Here is an 18,713-nt window from a genome sequence, read left to right on the forward strand (position 1 = left end):
ATCCTATGGAATTCACGCACAAACTTGGCTTTGGATTTTTCAACGGGACTTTCGCTGAAATGGGCGATGGACTGTCATAACCTCAATCCGACTTGCCCGTGAAACAGACCTTCAGTGCTATCCAAAGAAACAACGCCCCGCGTCTGGAGGAACGCGGGGCGTGCAGTCTGCGACAATCCAGAGAGGCGGGACTATCGCTATGTGATCAGACGGCCTCAGTTCACGGCCTTGGCGTCGACCACATCTTTTTCGATCGCTTTACCAGACGAAATCTCGATCCGGCGGGGCTTGAGTGCTTCAGGAACTTCGCGCTTGAGGTCGATGTTCAGCATACCGTTTTCGTGGCTCGCGCCGGTCACGCGGACGTGGTCAGCCAGGGCAAAACGACGCTCGAACGCGCGGGTGGCGATGCCGCGGTGCAGGAAGGAACGGTCCTTGTCCTCGGCAGCTTTCTTGCCGGCGACGACCAGCGAGTTCTCTTTTACTTCGACCGACAGGTCATTTTCGGAAAAACCGGCAACAGCGACCGAGATGCGATAGGTGTCGGCATCGGTTTTTTCGATATTATAAGGCGGGTAGCTGGGCTGAGCCACGTCGTTCGTCAGAACGCGATCCATCATGTCGGCGATCTGGTCGAAACCAATGGTGGCGCGGTGCAGCGGTGCAAAGTCAAATGTACGCATGTGTCGTATCCTCATGTCAGAGCGATGATCGAATTGTGCCCTCCAACCGGACGGGCGATGATTTATCAGGCCCCGTTTTTGGCGACCCGATACAGTTCACATGGGTAGAGATTTGACCGAGTTCAACCCCCGCCGGGGCTGATGAATTTCGCACCCGAGCTGGACTTGCCAGACCCAACCGGCAACCGTCGTATCGCCGCCTTGGGTTGCGGGGCATCGCGCCGCAATGCAGACTTCAATTCCGACACGATTCCAGACAGTTCCATGCCAAATCCAACTTTTTGCCGACCATCCGTCCCAACAGCGGACACGACCGACAAAATCTGCCAGCGCGGACCGTTTCGGGCCAGCAAAGCCGACCCGGACGAACCGAATGTGACGTCGCAGTTGAAAGTGATCAGCCCTTGCCGACGATCGAGGATACGGCAGGATCGCTCTCGCGTTATTGCCTCGGGCCGACCGCGCCCATACGAGGCGATACTAACCTCGCTGCCTGCGACCCGACCGCTATGCAACGCGAACGGATCTGCGACCGAGTAGGGAATCGGCCGATCCAGACGCATAAGCGCAACGTCCGCGCGTATGGCCTCGGCCGAAAGATGGGGATGTTTGGCATAGTTGGGGTGAACGGCAATCTGAACAACCTTTCGCTCGGCCAATGCTTGTCCGTCGCTCAACCCCGCACGGAAGGTCACCTTTCCGGGTTCGTATGGCGCACCATTCGCCCGGTTCAGGGCACAATGCGCGGCTGTCAGTACAAGGTCCTGAGAAATCAGCGTTCCTGTGCAGAATCCGTCCTCCCCGATGTCCAGTCGGCCAACGGCCTCCCATCCGTAAAGATCATCACGATCCGTCAAGGTGCGCTTACCACTTTGCGCAGCCGCCGCAGCGGACAACGCAAACAAACAAATGACGGGAAAAAGGAAACGGATCATGGCTTGATGAACCGAGCACCCACGTTGTTTCCTGATCCATTCTGTTCCGTCGAAGCGGTAAAACCGCGACCCGCCGACAGTTCGGCCTGCAATAACGAAAGGGACTTTTCAACTGCGGTGCCTACGGCGACGCGCTGCCCATTGAACTCAGCTTTTGCTGCAACAACGGAAACTATACGCGGCCTGTCACCACTAAACGAAAACACGGGCGCGCCGGACGATCCGAATTCCACGTCGCACGACATGACCAGTACGTCGGACCTGCGGGTCATGACCGAACAGACCTCTTGCAAGGACGGAGCCTCGGCCCGATCCTGAGCATAAGATACCACGCCCACCTCCTCGCCTTTTGCGGGGCGGTTGCCTGTTTCAAAAGGAATGACGGTCGTGTTTCGGATCGGCTGCCACAGTTCGATCAACGCAATATCACTGCCGATGCGCGCGGCGGATGCTTCTTCGCCGTATTGGTAGTCAGGATGAATCACGGCTCTGCGTGCGGCGCGGTAAGCGGACGCACGCCCCAGTCGCCACGCCGCCAAAAACTCGACCTGAGCCAGTTCCACGCGTTGGCCCGTGACCTTGTCGAACAGGCAATGGGCCGCCGTCAAAACCAACGTCGGAGAGATCAGAGTACCCGTGCAAAAGCCCGCACCGCCGATATCCAGACGACCCACGGCCATCCAAGCGCGCCCCGCATCCGTGGTATCCAGGCTTTTCAGCCTGGAGTCCTGTGCGTTGGCCGTCATCGGCAAACATGCCAGTACTAGAGCCTTGATCCAGTTTCGCAAGCGGTTCTCCGGCGTTGCTATCGACGCATCTTCCTACGCACCGGGTGGGGCGAAAATAGGGCGCTGACTTGGCCGGTCGTTTCGATGCCGAACTGATGCGTCGCTGCATCAAACCTTATCTGAGGATCGGAACCTCGCGATCTGGTCTGCGATCCTGCAGCATCGCTCTGGGCATGGGACCTCCGGTTGCCCAATCCAGCAATTCCACCGTGTGCATGATCGGAACGTCGGTGCCCGAACCGATCTGCATCATGCAACCAATGTTGCCAGCGGCGATAACATCAGGGTTCTTCGCCTCAAGAGTCCTGACCTTGCGCTGTTTGAGTTTTCCAGAAATCTCGGGCTGCATCAAGTTATAGGTGCCCGCGCTGCCACAGCACAGATGGCTGTCCGCAGGTTCAATCACGGTGAAGCCCGCACGTTTCAGCAAGTCTTTGGGGTGCGTCTTGATCTTTTGTCCATGCTGCAGAGAACATGCTGCATGGTAGGCGACGGTCATGTCCTTATCTGCGCCTTCAGGCAGGTCAAGCTGCACCAACAGCTCGCTGATATCCATTGCGATAGAGGATACCCGCGCCGCATCTTCGGCCAGCGCATCATTTCGGAACATGTGGCCATAGTCCTTGACGGTCGTGCCGCAGCCAGAGGTGTTGATAACAATCGCATCCAGCCCGTCCTTGTCCATCTCGGCTGTCCAGGCGCGGATATTCGCGGCGGCGGCCTTGTGACTGTCGTCTGATTTGCCCATGTGATGGGTCAGGGCACCGCAGCACCCGGCACCCTCGGCCACGACAACTTCGCAGCCCATGCGGGTCAGCAGGCGGATGGTGGCATCGTTGATATCCGTATTGAGAGCCCTCTGTGCGCACCCTGTCATCAACGCGACGCGCTTCTTGCGCTCGCCTTTTGACGCAAAGCTTTGGGGATCATCGTTGCGGCTAACCGGTGGGATGTGCTTCGGCGCCATATCCAGCATTGCGCGCAGCCGTGCGTCGGGCATCAGGAATTTGAACGGCCGACCGAGTTTCGCGCCGATCAGCGCCCAACGGAACCGCATCGGATAGGGCAGGATTTGCGCCAAAACCCAGCGCAAAGCGCGATCCGAAAAGGGCCGCTTGTAATTCTGTTCGATATATTCGCGAGCGTGATCGACCAGATGCATGTAGTGCACGCCCGAAGGACAGGTTGTCATGCACGCCAGACAAGACAGGCAGCGGTCGATATGTTTGACGGTCTTCTCATCGGGAACACGCTCATTCTCCAGCATGTCCTTGATCAGGTAGATGCGTCCGCGCGGGCTGTCCAGCTCGTCCCCCAACACCTGATAGGTGGGACAGGTCGCCGTGCAGAACCCGCAGTGCACGCAATTGCGCAGGATTTCGTTTGAGCGCTTGATGCCCGGGTCCTGCAGTTGTTCTTCGGAAAACGTCGTCTGCATATTTCTATCCCATCAGTCCCGGGTTGAACAAACCACGCGGATCAAATCTTTGCCGCAACCCTTGTGTTAGAGCCTTAACCCCAGCAGTTTCGGGTTGGAACCGGCCCAAATTCGCCGCAGTTTCCGGCTCCGCCCGGACAAGCTTCGCGTGACCGTCGAACGCGCCAAGCCGTGCGCGCAGATCGGTGCCTGCGGGGACAAGCGCCCAGATCAACCCGCCACCCCAATCGAACAGAGTCTGGCTTGCATCCAGACGCGCGGACACCTCTGGCGCGTCCGTCGGTTTGACCGAGATACGCCACACATCGCCCTCCTTGTCATGAAACGCCTCAGCATCCCGAATGCCACGCCACAAGTCAGCCGATCCCTCAACTTCGGAAGGCGCGCCAAAGCTGGCCAGCGTGGATTTCAACTGTTCGACCCTGTAGGCCACCGAATCCGCGAAACCTTCAATCCTCAGCAGCGCACGACCTGTCTGCGGGTCATAGGCCGCACCGCTCACCTCATACGGGGATTTCAAAGCAGCCGAGAGAACCCGAATTGCCGATCCTGCATCCGCAACCGGGATTTGCAGCGTTGCCGTCGCCTCAGGCTTGGGCAGCACTTTCAGCGAAACTTCGGTCAGCACACCCAGCGTTCCCCAAGCGCCGCTCATCAACTTGACCAGGTCGTACCCGGTCACGTTTTTCATCACACGCCCGCCATTCTTCACGATCTGGCCACGACCATCGACATAACGGACGCCCAGCAGGAAATCGCGACACGCCCCCGCCTGAATTCGGCGCGGCCCCGAGATATTGGCAGCCACGACACCGCCAATCGTCGGAGTGCCATTGGTCCCCAGCAAACCGCGATGATCCATCGGTTCAAACGCCAATTGCTGACCTTCGGCGTCCAGCGCGGCCTCGATCTCGGCCACCGGGGTTCCGGCCTGCGCCACGATCGTCAACGCGCCGGGCTCATATAGAGTAATCCCGCTCAAACCGCTGGTTTCAATAAGATCATCCGGCCCACCGATCCCTCGAGTTCCACCACCGGTAATTCGCACGGGCCCTTGCAATCCGGCCACGATTTCGGCCAGTTCGGTCTCTGTTTCAGGTCTCATGACACTTCTTCTGTTCAAAAATACTTCGGGGGAATCGCGGCTTGCCGCGATGGGGGCAGCGCCCCCTACTCAGCGGCGATCCTGCGGACTTCGGAGACATCTAGCGGGAACACTTTGGCCGGGTTCAGCAGCCAATTGGGATCGAACACATCCTTTACGGCCATCTGCGCCTCAAGGTCCTGCGGCGCGTATTGGTGCGACATCAGATCCCGTTTTTCGATCCCCACGCCATGCTCACCCGTCAGGCATCCCCCCACGTCCACGCACAGTTTGAGGATATCGGCCCCAAACGCCTCGCATTTCTCAAGGTCACCGGGCTTGTTCGCATCAAACAGGATCAGTGGATGCATATTCCCATCACCTGCGTGGAACACGTTGCCCACCGGCAATCCATAATCCTCGCTCAACTCTCCGATCCGGCGCAGCACTTCGGGCAGAGAGGAGACGGGGATCGTGCCATCCAAACACATGTAGTCGTTCATCTGGCCCATCGCCCCGAAAGCCGATTTCCGTCCCAGCCAGATCTTGGCGCTTTCTTCAGCCGATTGGCTTTCGCGCAATTCGACCGGGTTGTGACGTTTGGCAATCTCGATGATCTTCGACAGTTGATAGTCGATTTCAGCCTCGGACCCCTCGACCTCGACAATCAGCAAGGCGTGGCAATCGGGATAGCCGGCATGGGCGAAGTTCTCACACGCCTTGATGCACAGCGTATCCATGAACTCGATTGCCACCGGCAAAATGCCCGATTTGATGATGTCCGAGACACATTGCCCGGCCACCTCATTGTCGTCGAACCCCATCAGCACGGGCCGCGCACCTTCGGGCTTGCGCAGGATGCGCAGGGTGGCCTCGGTCACGACACCCAACTGCCCTTCCGAGCCGCAGACCACGCCCAGCAGGTCCAGCCCGCCAGCGTCCAGATGTGCGCCGCCGATCTCGACCACGCTGCCATCCATCATCACCATCTTGACGCCCAGCAGGTTGTTCGTGGTCACGCCATATTTCAGACAATGTGCGCCGCCGGAATTCATGCCGATATTCCCGGCGATGGCGCAGGCCAGTTGCGACGAAGGGTCGGGGGCGTAAAAGAAATCGTATTCTTCCACGGCTCCGGTCACGCTCAGGTTGGTACGGCCGGTCTGAACGCGGATGAAACGGTTGTCATAGTCGACCTCCAACACATCATTCATCCGCGCGATACCCAGAATGACACTATCGGCCGTTGGTAGCGCGCCACCGGCCAGAGATGTCCCCGAGCCACGCGGAACGACCGGAACGCCTTCTTCGTTGCAGATGCGCAGCACATCCGAGACCTCAGCGGTCGTGGACGGCAACACGGCAAGCATCGGAGGGCAGCGATAGGCCGTCAGCGCATCACATTCATAGGCCCGCGTCTCAGCCGGTTCGTGGATCACGGCGTCTTCGGGGAGAACTTGCAGCAGACGCCGCAGGACCACGTCCTTGCGCCGCAGAATATCAGGGTTTGGTGTTGGCATTTCCATGGCTGACCCTCCGTTTGGTAAAATAATATTACCAATTTTCCGATCTGGCAAGTTGTGACGTCACGACTTAGTGTCGCGCTTATGTCTTGGATTGATCAGTCATTGTTGTTTTCACCGCTGGATTTCATCGGCATCGCGCTGCTAATCGGCGCGTGGCCTTTGATCGGGTGGCGGATCGAGAATCCTTCGCCGCAAAAGCCGTCTGTCAGCATGATCATGGACGACTATCGCCGCGAATGGATGAAGGAAATGGTGACCCGCCAACCCCGTATGTTCGACGCACAGGTGGTGGGGACGATGCGGCAAGGCAGTACTTTCTTTGCCTCGACCACGATGATTGCGATTGGGGGCGGGCTGGCCCTGTTGGGAAACACCGAACGCCTGGCCGGGCTTGCTCAGGATCTTGCGCTGGGGACAGCCCCTGCGCTGGTGTGGGAGATCAAGATCCTGACCATCCTGCTGTTTCTGGCAAATGCGTTTCTGAAATATGTCTGGGCGCATCGGCTGTTTGGCTATTGCGCGGTGCTGATGGCCGCCGTGCCGAATGAACCAGCCGATCCTGCGGCCTATCCCCGTGCTGCCCAAGCCGCCGAGATTTGCGTCACCGCCGCGCGCAGCTTCAACCGAGGTCTGCGCTCCACCTATTTCGCCTTGGCGTCCGTGGCGTGGATATTGGGACCCTATGCATTGATCGCGGGTACGCTGATTACACTGGCCATGCTCTACCGCAGAGAGTTTGCGTCGCATTCACGGACAGTACTTCTCAACACCGGATCGTGATCATGTGGCCTCTCACAATAGGGTAGCTTCACAACATGAGATATCTTGTTCTGACCGCCCTGCTTGCAACCCCGGCCCTTGCCGATGATCCCGTGATTGAAAACGTCACTGCCAGACAAAGCGGCGATACATGGCGATTCGACGTCACCGTCTCGCATCCCGAAACAGGTTGGGACGATTATGCCGATGGCTGGCGGGTGCTGGATATGGATGGGGGCGAACTTGGGATGCGCGTGCTGCATCACCCGCACGAGAACGAGCAGCCCTTCACACGATCCCTCAGCGGTGTGGCGATTCCCAAAGGAACGGCACAAGTGCAGGTGCAGGCCCGAACCAACGTGGATGGCTGGGCGGAAAAGACTTTTGTGGTTGACCTGAATTAAGGTCAGAAGACGCCCATCTGCAACCCGGCAGCCATGGCCAAACCTAACTCACGGCAGGTTTCGAGCTGGTCGGCGGGGATAGTCTTCTCGGCAAGTATCGCCTCGGGGGTCTGCGCGTGGGTACAAATGATCAAAGGCGGCTGCACCTCTTTCAACCGCCAGCCGGTTGCGATGCGGGCGGTTTGGCGGGCGGCGTTTTCGCCATCAGACCCGGCGCAGATCATTAGCGCATAGGGCCGACCCTCAATCCGGCCCAGAACCGGGTAATAGCTGCGGTCAAAGAAATCCTTCATCACGCCGGAAATTGCCGCCAAATTCTCGGGCGCGCAGAAAATATAGCCATCCGCGTTCAGCAAATCATCCGGGCCTGCCTGATCAGCGGCTTTCAGAACCACGTCTGCCTCGTTGCGTGCGGCTTCAGCCGCAGCCTCGGCCATTTGCCGGGACCCACCGGTGCGTGAATGGTAAACGATCAAAAGCTGCGCCATGTCAGACCCGGTGATAGGGGCCGCCCGACAGGATGGTTGCGGCCCGGTAGAGCTGTTCCGACAACATCACACGGACCAGCATATGAGGCCAGACCATCTCCCCGAACGAGATCGAAAAATCGGCCTCAGCCCTTAGGTTAGGGTCTATTCCGTCCGCCCCGCCGATGATCAGCGCCAGATCCTGCCGCCCGGCGTCGCTCCAGCCGCCCAGCTTTTTCGCGAAATCAGGCGAGGACATCATCCGCCCGCGCTCGTCCAGCGTGCAGATCACTGCGCCCTTGGGCAGCGCTTTGCGCAACAGCGCGGCTTCGGCCCCCATGCCCGCGTTTTTCTTGTCCTCGACCTCGATCACCCGCGCGGGGCCAAGGCCCAAGCTCCGGCCGGTCCGGTCAAATCTGGTCAGGTAATCGTCAAGCAGTGTCTTTTCGGGTCCGGCGCGCAATCGCCCGACCGCAACTATGCTGATCCGCATATTTCTCTCGCCTCCGGCCTTTCAATACAGGCCGGGATAGCGCCTCAGTTCGCCGAGGCGCTGCCGCCCGCAGGCAGCCACATCTTTTCCAGCTGATAGAATTCACGCACTTCGGGGCGGAAGATATGGACGATTACGTCGCCCGTATCGATCAACACCCAGTCGCCGGTATCCTTACCTTCGACCTTCGAGGTGAAACCGAATTCCTGCTTGATCCGATCCGTCAGCTTTTCCGCCATGGCCGAGACTTGACGGGTCGACCGACCCGAGGCAATCACCATGTGATCCGCAACCGAGGATTTGCCCTGCAGGTTGATCTGCACGACGTCTTCGGCCTTGTCATCGGAAAGTGAGGAAAGGATACGCTCAAGCAGCTTGTCGCTGATTGACTGAGAGTGGGCCATCACGCTGGCCCCGTCATCGGCGGGCAAACCCGCCTGGGTATGTAGAGACAGGACATAGTCCTCCTTTGCTGCGCGCCGCAAATCCCCGGCGCCGGGGTACTAATAAGGTAACAAGCGGATTGCAACATTTCAATGAACGGGCGCGAAAGGTCCGCAACGTCTGTTCACTCTTTGGCGATCTGTTGCGAGTCTGCGTCTGACAGCAGGCGCACTTCGCGCTGCGGGAATGGAATCGAGATACCTTCCGACTGGAACGCATCCCATAGCGCCAGGTAGACGTTCCCCCGGATATTGGTCAGCCCCTTTGTCGGGTCACTGATCCAGAAGCGCAGGACATAGTCGACACTGCTGTCTCCGAACCCCGTGATATGACAAACCGGCTCATGAGACCCGCCGCTCAGCACCCGTGACACGGATTTTACTGCGCTGATTGACGTCGCGCGCACCTTGTGGGGGTCGTCTTCGTAACTTGTGCCAAACTCCAGATCCAGCCGCACGAATTTGTCGGAATGCGACCAGTTCACCACCTGATTGGTGATCAGGTCCTCGTTCGGGATCAGGTATTCCCGCCCGTCCCGCGTCACCACCGAGACATAGCGCGCGCCCAGCGCGTTGATCCAACCGAACGTATCGCCCAAAGAGATCACGTCACCCGGCTTGATCGAGCGGTCCATCAGGATGATGATCCCCGAGATCAGGTTCGACACAACCTTTTGCAGCCCGAACCCGATCCCCACACCAATGGCCCCGGACAACAGCGCGATACCGGTCAGATCAAACCCCAGCGTGCGGATCGCGGCCAGAAAGACCGCGCCGTATAGAAGCACCTGAATGCCCTTCGCCAACAGCACCTGCATCGACGGGGTGATGTCATCATTCCTCATCAAACCGCGTTCGGCCGCGCGGGTTCCGACACGCGCCAGTGTCAGCAGAATGCCGATCAGCAGAACCGCCTTGATTATCCCCAGAGCCGAGATGTGCAGGTCACCGATCGATATCGCCACGCCGTCCAGAAACCCGGCCACGTCGTCAGTCAGGTTCAGGGCAACAAGCGTCGCGTAGATCCACATCGCCCATTTGAAGATTCGTCGCAGCGTTCGGTTGCGCACCAATCGGGCCACCAACGCAATCGCCAGCCACGCAGCAGCCAGCGTTGCGATCACGCCTATAATATAGCTGCGCGAAGGCCATGTGATCTGCTGCATCACAAGGTACAACGCCCAAGACAGAACCACGAAATAGACCAGCGTCAGGCGCTGCATCAACTGGACGAGAACACGCAGCCTCCATTTCGGCCACCCGGTGCGAGACCGCGCCCATGACTCCCATCGACCTTGGGTCAACAGCTTGAGAACAAAGGCAAGACCCCAAAGAAACAGGATGATCACAAGCTGGTACTGCCGCCAGCCCGGCGTAACGATCAGTTCGGCAAAGTTTTCAAACTGAGAGGAAAAGGCCGCGACCATGTCATCGTAAAGGTCCGACAGCGAACTTGGGATCAGGTCTTGGTTCATTCACGTCTCCTGCCCGACAGCTTGGACAGCAAAGTCCATTGATGCAAGCCTGACGCGGTTTTGAACCTTGATTGACGGGAAGACGCGATATATCTGGTGCGCATGAGACTCGATTTGGCCCCAGCTCCGACGTTGCAAGACCGCACGCGCCTGCGTGAACGGTTCTTTGGGGCCGCCCGCACGGTTCTGGCCCGCCTATAAGCGGCCCAGCCACTCGCCAGCTATTTCTCATTACAATACGGGAGAGGACCGATGTCCCCCAAAACACTCTATGACAAGATCTGGGATGCCCATGTCGCGCACGAAGCCGATGATGGCACCTGCCTGCTGTATATCGACCGTCACCTGGTGCACGAAGTCACCAGCCCGCAAGCCTTTGAAGGGCTGCGCATGGCCGGTCGTGAGGTACGCGCGCCCGAGAAAACCATCGCGGTGCCGGACCACAACGTTCCAACCACGCCTGATCGTGTAAACGGGATCGAGAACCCGGAATCGCGTATTCAGGTTGAAGCTCTGGACAAGAACGCCAAGGATTTCGGTATTCACTACTATCCTGTGAACGACGTCCGTCAGGGTATCGTCCATATCGTTGGACCCGAACAAGGCTGGACCCTGCCCGGCATGACCGTTGTCTGCGGCGATAGCCACACCGCCACTCACGGCGCGTTCGGCGCGCTGGCCCACGGCATCGGCACGTCCGAGGTCGAACACGTTCTGGCCACGCAGACCCTGATCCAGAAGAAATCCAAGAACATGAAGGTGGAAATCACCGGCAAATTGCAGCCGGGTGTGACCGCCAAGGACATCACTCTGGCCGTGATCGGGGAAACCGGCACGGCTGGCGGTACTGGCTATGTCATCGAATATTGCGGCGAAGCGATCCGCGATCTGTCGATGGAAGGCCGCATGACCGTTTGCAACATGGCCATCGAAGGCGGCGCCCGCGCTGGTCTGATCGCCCCGGATGAGACCACCTTTGAATATGTCAAAGGCCGCCCCCACGCCCCGAAAGGCGCACAATGGGAAGCGGCTCTGGCCTGGTGGAAAACGCTCTATACCGATGAGGATGCGCATTTTGACAAGGTCATCACCCTGCGCGGCGAAGATATCGCGCCCGTCGTGACCTGGGGCACCAGCCCCGAAGATGTGCTGCCGATCACAGCGACCGTGCCTAACCCCGAGGACTTTGAAGGCGGCAAGGTCGACGCGGCACGCCGGTCGATCGAATACATGGGTCTGGAAGCCGGCCAAAAGCTGAGCGATGTCGAGATCGACACGGTCTTTATCGGGTCCTGCACCAACGGTCGGATCGAAGACCTCCGCGCTGCGGCTGAAATCCTGAAAGGCAAAAAGATCAAGGACGGGTTGCGCGCCATGGTCGTACCCGGCTCGGGTCTGGTTCGCGCTCAGGCCGAGGAAGAAGGTCTGGCAGACGTCTTCAAAGAGGCCGGGTTTGAATGGCGCTTGGCGGGATGTTCGATGTGTCTGGCGATGAACCCCGACCAGTTGCAACCGGGCGAGCGCTGTGCCGCGACCTCGAACCGCAACTTTGAAGGCCGTCAGGGACGGGGTGGACGCACCCACCTGCTGAGCCCCGCGATGGCTGCCGCTGCCGCGATAACAGGACGGCTGACAGACGTCCGCGAATTGATGTAAAGTGCCCTCATATCTGAATATTTGAGGGAGAGACTGAGATGAGTGATTGGGTCAAATGGCTCTTGTTGGGGCTGCTTTCGATTGCGTTTGGCATCTTTGTGCTGGGCGCGCCTGTGGTGGCTTCGATAGCTGTGACAGTAGTGACCGGAGTGTTTCTGCTGATTTCAGGCGCGCTGCAAGTTGTCGGCGGTTTTACGGTTGAAGGAGCCGGCAACAAGATTCTGTCGCTTATCATGGGTGCCGTGATGCTGTTCCTTGGCTGGAACTTCATGTCTCAGCCGCTGGCCGGAACGCTCACCCTTGCGATGGTCATGCTGATCCTGTTCATGGCAGGCGGCATCGCGCGGGTCATTCTGTCGTTCCAGATGCGCGGAACTCAGTATTTCTGGCCGACGATCATCTCAGGCATCTTGTCGATCGTCCTCGCGGGCATCATCTGGAGTTATGTAGGAAGTGAACCCGCAGTGCTGATGAGCATTCTGGGCATCTTCCTTGGGATCGAGATGCTGTTCAACGGGTTCGGTTTGGTCTTCATGGCGTTCTTCGTCAAGAACGCCCCCAACGACGCAACAACTGAAGCGAAACAAGCTTAAACGCGGGGCACGGGGTCGGCCCTCTCCCGCAGGAGTGTGAACATGGAAAAGTTTGAAAAAGTCCACGGGGTGGCCGCCCCAATGCCATTGATCAATATCGACACCGATATGATTATCCCGAAAGTGCACCTGAAAACGATCAAGCGGTCCGGCCTCGGCGTCGTTCTGTTTGACGAAATGCGCTATCACGACGACGGGCAGGAAAACGAAGAATTCGTCCTGAACAAACCCGCGTATCGTGAAACTGAGATTCTGGTCGTAGGCGACAATTTTGGCTGTGGCTCGTCGCGTGAACACGCACCTTGGGCGATCAAGGATTTCGGCATCAAGGTTGTGATCTCGACCAGCTTTGCCGACATCTTTTTCAACAACTGCTTCAAGAACGGTATCCTGCCCATCGTGGTCGCGGACGAACACCACGCGATCCTGATGGATGACGCGCACAAGGGTGAAAACGCCCGCATGACCGTGCATCTGGAAGATCAGCAGATCACAACGTCCGATGGCGTCGTGATCGAGTTCGACATCGACCCGCACCGCAAGCACTGCCTACTGAACGGCCTGGACGATATCGGCCTGTCGATGGAAAAAGAACATCACATCGACAAGTTCGAGGAGCACGCAAGTCAGGCCCGCCCCTGGGTTTGATTCTGTGGATGATTCTGTGGGCACTCAACCTAAAGGGGTCGCTTCGGCGGCCCCTTTCGCATTCTAGGGGTTGAATTTGCGGCAACCACAACATGTAGCGGCAATACTAAATTACACGTCGGATTTGCGTCAGGAATGATGCAAACCCGCACCAGTTTTGCCATCATTTTGCCCAAAATCACGTGTTTTCTGCACCTTGGCTTGAGCGCAATGTCTAACGGGGCCAGTGTTGGCGCTATAGAGGCATCCGTCAAAAAACAAACGGCGGGCACAAGTTGGAATTGAAGTCGGCAAAGAACCGACCGATCCAGTTTGAAAGGGTTCGGATAGTGATTGCGCGCACAACAGGGGCGGCAATTCGGGGATTATTGGTTGCACTGATTGTGCTGACCCCCGCGTTGTATTTGCCCGCATCGTCAACGAATGGGACCGAGATCGTCGTGTTTCTCGCCATTCTCGCGTTTTTCCTTACCTTTGCTGAATATAACTCGGCCTTTCCCAGCTTTATCGAATTCCGCGATGCTCCGCCTGTGAACCGTTTGCGCTTTGTCGGGCTGGTCACGATGATCATGTTTTTGACCCTGATCTGCAAAAACGCATATCTGCCCACACAGCTTACCGCCCTGTTTTATTCGATAGGATTCAGCTTGGCGAATGTGGTCGACTTCCCGTATTCTCCGGTGCGGCTGATCGTTCTGATGTTGCCCGGAGATGCCAGTGCGCCCCTTATCGAACTGGTGCGCATATCCGCCAGCGTCGCCTACCTGACCGCGTTGGTCACGATTGGTAGCTTTGCCTACGCGGTGAAATTACGTGGCTGGCCCACCGGAAACGGTGCTTTCAACGTCTGGACCAACCTGCCCTTGTTCGATCCGACGCAGGGCGGTGACGTGGTGACGCGCCTTCAGCGCGACGGCCGGCTCAACATCTCGATCGGGGTGCTGCTGCCCTTCCTGATCCCAGCGATGATCAAGATGCTGACGAACTATGTCGATCCCATTTCGCTCAGCAATCCTCAGACCCTGATCTGGACCATGAGCGCATGGGCTTTCCTGCCCGCCAGCATGATCATGCGCGGTATGGCTACCCTGCGCATCGCGAACCTGATCGTTGAAAAACGCCGCGCCTATTCCACGGCCGAGTCCACTCAGACCGCATGATCCGAATTCTTGTCCTGCTTTGGCTGCCCCTGATGGCGCAGGCAGAAACCGTGCGCGTTGCTACGTTCAACACTGAACTCAGCCGCAAGGGGCCGGGCCTGCTGCTGCGCGACATTCAGCGCGGAGACGCGCAGGCCAAAGCCGTCATTGAAGTCCTGGTGGCGTCACACCCCGATATTGTCGCCCTGCAGGGGATCGACTGGGATTTTCATGGACAGACCCTAACTGCGCTGACCGAGCGGCTGCGCCAGGCCGGTCTGGACTACCCTTATCAATTTACGGCACGGCCAAATTCGGGGCTTGAAACCCATCTGGATATGGATGGCGATGGTCGAACACATGGTCCGGGCGATGCACAGGGCTGGGGCCGGTTCACGGGGCATGGCGGCCTTGCGGTCCTGTCGCGCTATCCCATCCAGACCGAAAACGTTCGGGATTTTACAGATTTGCTGTGGCGGGATCTTCCCGGCGCCCAGCTTCCCCGCAAGGGTTCGGCAGCTTTTCCCTCGGACGAGGCACAGAATATTCAACGCCTGTCTTCCACCGCACACTGGCTTGTGCCCATCGAAACACCGATCGGAGTTGTCGATCTGATGACGTTTCACGCCGCTCCCCCAGTTTTTGACGGGCCGGAGGATCGGAACGGACTTCGCAACCGGGATGAGATTCTCTTTTGGATGTCCCTTTTGAACGGCGAGATCACTCAGGCGCCGACGGGATCATTCGTTCTTGCGGGGGATGCGAACCTCGACCCCGACCGCGGCGAGGGGCGAAAAGAGGCAATTCGGCAGCTATTGACCGACCCGCGCTTGCAAGACCCCGTACCAGAAGATTCAACCGGGAAGGAGACTACGGTCGTGTGGAAGGGCGTCGGAGACATGCGCGTGGACTACGTACTGCCCTCGTCTGCCTTGCGTGTCGTGGATGCCGGAGTGTTCTGGCCAGCGCCCGGATCAGACCTGCGCGCGGCGGCCGAGACTGCCAGCAGACATCGCCTCGTGTGGGTCGAATTGGCCGCGCCCTGAAACCACTTAAACTTTGGCCGTGGTTGCGGTGGGATACAGCCCCGGCTGCCCGTCCGCTATGGCCGTGTTTATGGCCTCATCCAGATCAGTATGCGTGAACCCCGGCACCAGTTCGTTGAAAGCCCCCGCGTCCAGACAATGTGGCGTATCCCATAGATAGCGCATTTCGATCAAATGCGGTGCAAGGTTCCAGAACACTCGGCTCAGGTGAATCGGCCACCAGTTCATTCGCCTTGCCCGCACACTCTGACCCGTCACCCGCGATAGCGATCGCGCCAGTTCCGTTCCTGTCAGGGTGTAACCTGCAAACGGCACGTCGCTAAAACGCGGCAGGTCGTCTCGTATCTCAGCCAGGGCAACGGCGGCTCGGGCGAGATCCGGTAAATAGGCCCAGGAATGGGCAACGTCAGGCCAACCCGGATACACCAGTTGTCCCTTTGACAAACGCTTGATCAAAACCTGATCGAACCAGTTGCCTGACGCGAAGGTGTCGATGAAATCTCCTGCCCTCAAGATGATCGTCTTGACCGAGGAACTGCGGTAGGCGTCTTCCATCTCGACCCTGATCCTGCCCAGCGGATTCTCAGCCAAATGGGGTGAAGAACTGGACCACGGCGAAGGCGTAGAAGCCCCAAAGACATACACGTTGCCGGGGATGATCACTGTCGCCCCAGCGTGTTCGGCTGCGTCGATGACTTGCCGATGTAACTTTGGCACCAGCCTGGCCCAGTCCGGGTAAGGTGGATTCCAGGCATTTACGATGATGCTGGCTCCTTCTGCGGAGTGCTTCAAATCCTGCGATTTGCGGTCAAAACTGCGGACCGACCAACCCGCTTTGCGAAATGCCTCGGCGCTATTGCGCCCGAACCGGCCTGTTGCGCCCAAGATCAGTGCTGTTTGTGTCATGGCAACCTCCTGTCACTTTCAACACTGGCCCATTCAATATGCTATGGGAATTGCCTGCATGCGCAGAACGTGTATTCATTCATGAATGGATAGACTCATCACCCCTTCCGACTGGTCTCTGATCCAAAGCTTTCTGGCCGTAGCTGAAACCGGTTCACTATCTGCGGCAGCCCGGCGGTTGGAGCGAAGCCAGCCGACGCTAGGCCGACAAATTCACGCGCTTGAGGACGAGTTGGGCGTATCTCTTTTTGATCGGCATGCGCGCGGTCTGAGGCTGAGTGAAGTCGGCGCGCAACTGCTGCCGATGGCGCAGCAGATAAACTCTGCCATGAGCGCGATCAGCCTGACCGCAGCAGGTCAGTCGCAGCAACTGGAAGGGACAGTGCGCATAACCACTTCGGTTTTTGCAGCCCATCATCTTCTGCCGCCCATCATGGCGCAAATCCGCAAGCAAGAACCGGCGATACAGCTTGAACTGGTCGCAACGGACACGGTCGAAAACCTGCTGTATCGCGAGGCTGATATTGCAGTTCGCATGTATCGCCCCGAGCAGGTCGACATCGTCTCGAGGTATCTGGGCGATGTGCGCATGTGCTTTTGCGCGGCCCGGTCTTATCTGGACCGAGCAGGCCGCCCGGCAGACCCCGGAGATCTGTTCAATCACGATCTGGTCGGCTTTGACGCCAATGAACAGATCATCAAAGAGATGCATAACAAAGGCTGGCCCGCGAGCCGGGACAATTTCGCGACCCGTTGCGATCTTCAGAGTGCATATTGGGAATTGATCCGGGCTGGTTGCGGAATTGGGTTTACCCAGACGCATGTTGCCGAGGCAGACCCTTTGGTCGAAATCCTGCCGCTGGACGTGGAAATCCCGGTCCTACCCGTGTGGCTGGCCGCTCCGCAGGCGATGCGCCAAACTCCGCGAATCCGGCGCGTTTGGGACCTGCTTGCCGATGGTCTGAAGGCCAGTCTTTGACGGTGAACCTGCTTTGACCGTGCCGTTTCGTCACGGAAACCGAGATTCCCGTCGACTCTGTTTGTTTTGGCCTGTTCGTCTCATTGACCCGATGCGGCGCAGGCGCTAGGGCCATTGCGACGAAACGCAAGGAGATCCTTCATGTCCAACCCCTCGCTGCTGATCCTGCCCGGAGACGGTATTGGCCCCGAAGTCATGGCCGAAGTCCGCCGCATCATCGACTGGTTCGGCGCGAACCGCGGTCTGGCGTTCGACGTGAGCGAGGATCTGGTGGGCGGTGCCGCTTATGACGCCCATGGCAAGCCCCTGTCGGACGAGACCATGGCCAAAGCGCAAGAGGTTGACGCGGTGCTGCTGGGCGCGGTTGGCGGCCCGAAATATGACGATCTGGATTTCAGCGTAAAGCCTGAACGCGGTCTGCTGCGCCTGCGCAAGGAAATGGACCTGTTTTCCAACCTGCGCCCGGCGCAGTGCTTTGACGCGCTGGCTGATTTCTCATCGCTGAAAAAGGACATCGTGGCCGGTCTGGACATCATGATCGTGCGCGAGCTGACCTCGGGCGTCTATTTCGGCGAGCCGCGCGGCATCTTCGAGGAAGGCAACGAACGCGTGGGCATCAACACCCAGCGTTACACCGAATCCGAGATTGAACGCGCCGCGCGCTCGGCTTTTGAACTGGCGATGCGCCGGAACAAGAAGCTGTGCTCGATGGAAAAAGCCAACGTCATGGAATCGGGCATTCTGTGGCGCGAGGTCGTGGATCGCGTGGCCGAGGATTACCCCGAGGTTGAGCTGACCCATATGTATGCCGACAATGGCGCAATGCAGCTGGTGCGCGCGCCCAAGCAGTTTGACGTGATCGTCACCGACAACCTGTTCGGCGACATCCTGTCAGATTGTGCGGCGATGCTGACCGGCTCGCTGGGGATGCTGCCATCCGCGTCGCTGGGCGCACCGATGGCCAACGGCCGCCCCAAGGCGATGTATGAACCCGTCCACGGCTCGGCCCCCGATATCGCGGGTCAGGGCAAGGCGAACCCGATCGCCTGTATCCTCAGCTTTGCCATGGCGCTGCGCTATAGCTTTGATCAGGGGGCCGAGGCTGACCGTCTGGAAGCGGCAATCGAGAAGGTTCTGGCCGATGGTGTCCGCACCGCTGATCTGCTGGCCGAAGAAGGCGTGCAGCCGGTCTCGACCACCGAAATGGGTGACGCGATTCTGGCGGCGCTGGACGAAACTGTCTGATCAGGC

The 18,713-nt window shown here is 58.6% G+C and carries 20 protein-coding genes; 9 read left to right on the forward strand and 11 right to left on the reverse strand.

What is annotated here, in order from left to right; all coding sequences use genetic code 11:
* Nucleotides 1-215: 215 nt before the first annotated feature.
* The 6 genes from ACR0LH_RS18700 to ACR0LH_RS18725 all read right to left on the reverse strand — a co-directional run bounded on the left by ACR0LH_RS18700 (nt 216) and on the right by ACR0LH_RS18725 (nt 6,454).
* A complete protein-coding gene (locus ACR0LH_RS18700) occupies nt 216-683 on the reverse strand; it encodes an Hsp20 family protein (protein ID WP_170416289.1) in 468 nt (155 codons plus the stop codon).
* A gap of 122 nt (nt 684-805) precedes the next feature.
* The gene (locus ACR0LH_RS18705) at nt 806-1,618 is read right to left on the reverse strand and encodes a trypsin-like serine peptidase (protein ID WP_480722041.1); all 813 of its coding nucleotides are present in this window, start codon (nt 1,616-1,618) and stop codon (nt 806-808) included.
* Nucleotides 1,615-2,406 (reverse strand): trypsin-like serine peptidase, encoded by a 792-nt coding sequence (locus ACR0LH_RS18710; RefSeq protein WP_480681812.1) that lies wholly within the window; start codon nt 2,404-2,406, stop codon nt 1,615-1,617. The genes ACR0LH_RS18705 and ACR0LH_RS18710 overlap by 4 nt, the downstream gene beginning before the upstream one ends.
* 115 nt (nt 2,407-2,521) lie before the next feature.
* The gene (glcF, locus tag ACR0LH_RS18715; protein ID WP_480722042.1) at nt 2,522-3,844 is read right to left on the reverse strand and encodes a glycolate oxidase subunit GlcF; all 1,323 of its coding nucleotides are present in this window, start codon (nt 3,842-3,844) and stop codon (nt 2,522-2,524) included.
* A gap of 4 nt (nt 3,845-3,848) precedes the next feature.
* Nucleotides 3,849-4,949: an FAD-binding protein gene (locus ACR0LH_RS18720; RefSeq protein WP_480722043.1), complete on the reverse strand. Its 1,101-nt coding sequence runs from the start codon at nt 4,947-4,949 to the stop codon at nt 3,849-3,851.
* A gap of 65 nt (nt 4,950-5,014) precedes the next feature.
* A complete protein-coding gene (locus ACR0LH_RS18725) occupies nt 5,015-6,454 on the reverse strand; it encodes an FAD-linked oxidase C-terminal domain-containing protein (RefSeq protein WP_480722044.1) in 1,440 nt (479 codons plus the stop codon).
* A gap of 81 nt (nt 6,455-6,535) precedes the next feature.
* On the opposite strand from ACR0LH_RS18725, the gene ACR0LH_RS18730 reads away from it, so the two are divergent.
* Nucleotides 6,536-7,234 (forward strand): DUF599 domain-containing protein, encoded by a 699-nt coding sequence (locus tag ACR0LH_RS18730; protein ID WP_170486141.1) that lies wholly within the window; start codon nt 6,536-6,538, stop codon nt 7,232-7,234.
* Nucleotides 7,235-7,269: 35 nt separating this feature from the next.
* Nucleotides 7,270-7,617 (forward strand): hypothetical protein, encoded by a 348-nt coding sequence (locus ACR0LH_RS18735; protein WP_170567511.1) that lies wholly within the window; start codon nt 7,270-7,272, stop codon nt 7,615-7,617.
* A gap of 2 nt (nt 7,618-7,619) precedes the next feature.
* On the opposite strand, the gene ACR0LH_RS18740 is transcribed toward ACR0LH_RS18735, so the two are convergent.
* The 4 genes from ACR0LH_RS18740 to ACR0LH_RS18755 all read right to left on the reverse strand — a co-directional run bounded on the left by ACR0LH_RS18740 (nt 7,620) and on the right by ACR0LH_RS18755 (nt 10,495).
* Nucleotides 7,620-8,105, reverse strand: coding sequence for an NAD(P)H-dependent oxidoreductase (locus ACR0LH_RS18740; protein WP_170804908.1), 486 nt, complete (start codon nt 8,103-8,105; stop codon nt 7,620-7,622).
* A gap of 1 nt (nt 8,106) precedes the next feature.
* On the reverse strand, nt 8,107-8,577 hold the full coding sequence (gene rlmH, locus ACR0LH_RS18745) for a 23S rRNA (pseudouridine(1915)-N(3))-methyltransferase RlmH (protein WP_480722045.1): 471 nt from the start codon (nt 8,575-8,577) through the stop codon (nt 8,107-8,109).
* Nucleotides 8,578-8,621: 44 nt separating this feature from the next.
* Nucleotides 8,622-8,981, reverse strand: coding sequence for a ribosome silencing factor (rsfS, locus tag ACR0LH_RS18750; protein ID WP_170388678.1), 360 nt, complete (start codon nt 8,979-8,981; stop codon nt 8,622-8,624).
* Between the two features lie 164 nt (nt 8,982-9,145).
* Nucleotides 9,146-10,495, reverse strand: coding sequence for a mechanosensitive ion channel domain-containing protein (locus ACR0LH_RS18755; protein ID WP_170779307.1), 1,350 nt, complete (start codon nt 10,493-10,495; stop codon nt 9,146-9,148).
* Nucleotides 10,496-10,747: 252 nt separating this feature from the next.
* Between ACR0LH_RS18755 and leuC the strand changes: the two genes are divergently transcribed.
* The 5 genes from leuC (at nt 10,748) to ACR0LH_RS18780 (ending at nt 15,577) form a co-directional block, all read left to right on the forward strand.
* Nucleotides 10,748-12,151: a 3-isopropylmalate dehydratase large subunit gene (gene leuC / locus ACR0LH_RS18760; protein WP_170486146.1), complete on the forward strand. Its 1,404-nt coding sequence runs from the start codon at nt 10,748-10,750 to the stop codon at nt 12,149-12,151.
* 38 nt (nt 12,152-12,189) lie between these two features.
* Nucleotides 12,190-12,744: a DUF308 domain-containing protein gene (locus ACR0LH_RS18765; protein ID WP_170388674.1), complete on the forward strand. Its 555-nt coding sequence runs from the start codon at nt 12,190-12,192 to the stop codon at nt 12,742-12,744.
* Between the two features lie 42 nt (nt 12,745-12,786).
* Complete coding sequence (gene leuD, locus ACR0LH_RS18770; RefSeq protein WP_480722046.1) at nt 12,787-13,392, forward strand: 3-isopropylmalate dehydratase small subunit; 606 nt, start codon at nt 12,787-12,789, stop codon at nt 13,390-13,392.
* Between the two features lie 329 nt (nt 13,393-13,721).
* A complete protein-coding gene (locus ACR0LH_RS18775; RefSeq protein ID WP_170388672.1) occupies nt 13,722-14,552 on the forward strand; it encodes a hypothetical protein in 831 nt (276 codons plus the stop codon).
* On the forward strand, nt 14,549-15,577 hold the full coding sequence (locus ACR0LH_RS18780; protein WP_480722047.1) for an endonuclease/exonuclease/phosphatase family protein: 1,029 nt from the start codon (nt 14,549-14,551) through the stop codon (nt 15,575-15,577). Before ACR0LH_RS18775 ends, ACR0LH_RS18780 begins: the two co-directional genes overlap by 4 nt.
* 6 nt (nt 15,578-15,583) lie before the next feature.
* Here ACR0LH_RS18780 and ACR0LH_RS18785 read toward each other — a convergent pair whose 3' ends face one another.
* Nucleotides 15,584-16,483: a Rossmann-fold NAD(P)-binding domain-containing protein gene (locus ACR0LH_RS18785; protein WP_480722048.1), complete on the reverse strand. Its 900-nt coding sequence runs from the start codon at nt 16,481-16,483 to the stop codon at nt 15,584-15,586.
* Between the two features lie 85 nt (nt 16,484-16,568).
* Here ACR0LH_RS18785 and ACR0LH_RS18790 point away from each other — a divergent pair, with 85 nt between their 5' ends.
* Both ACR0LH_RS18790 and leuB read left to right on the forward strand, forming a co-directional pair.
* Complete coding sequence (locus tag ACR0LH_RS18790; protein ID WP_480722049.1) at nt 16,569-17,462, forward strand: LysR family transcriptional regulator; 894 nt, start codon at nt 16,569-16,571, stop codon at nt 17,460-17,462.
* A 141-nt stretch (nt 17,463-17,603) separates the two neighbouring features.
* Entirely contained in the window at nt 17,604-18,707 is a 1,104-nt protein-coding gene (gene leuB / locus ACR0LH_RS18795) for a 3-isopropylmalate dehydrogenase (RefSeq protein WP_170388668.1), read from the forward strand.
* Nucleotides 18,708-18,713: the final 6 nt, after the last annotated feature.

Source organism: Ruegeria sp. CL6 (assembly GCF_056536465.1).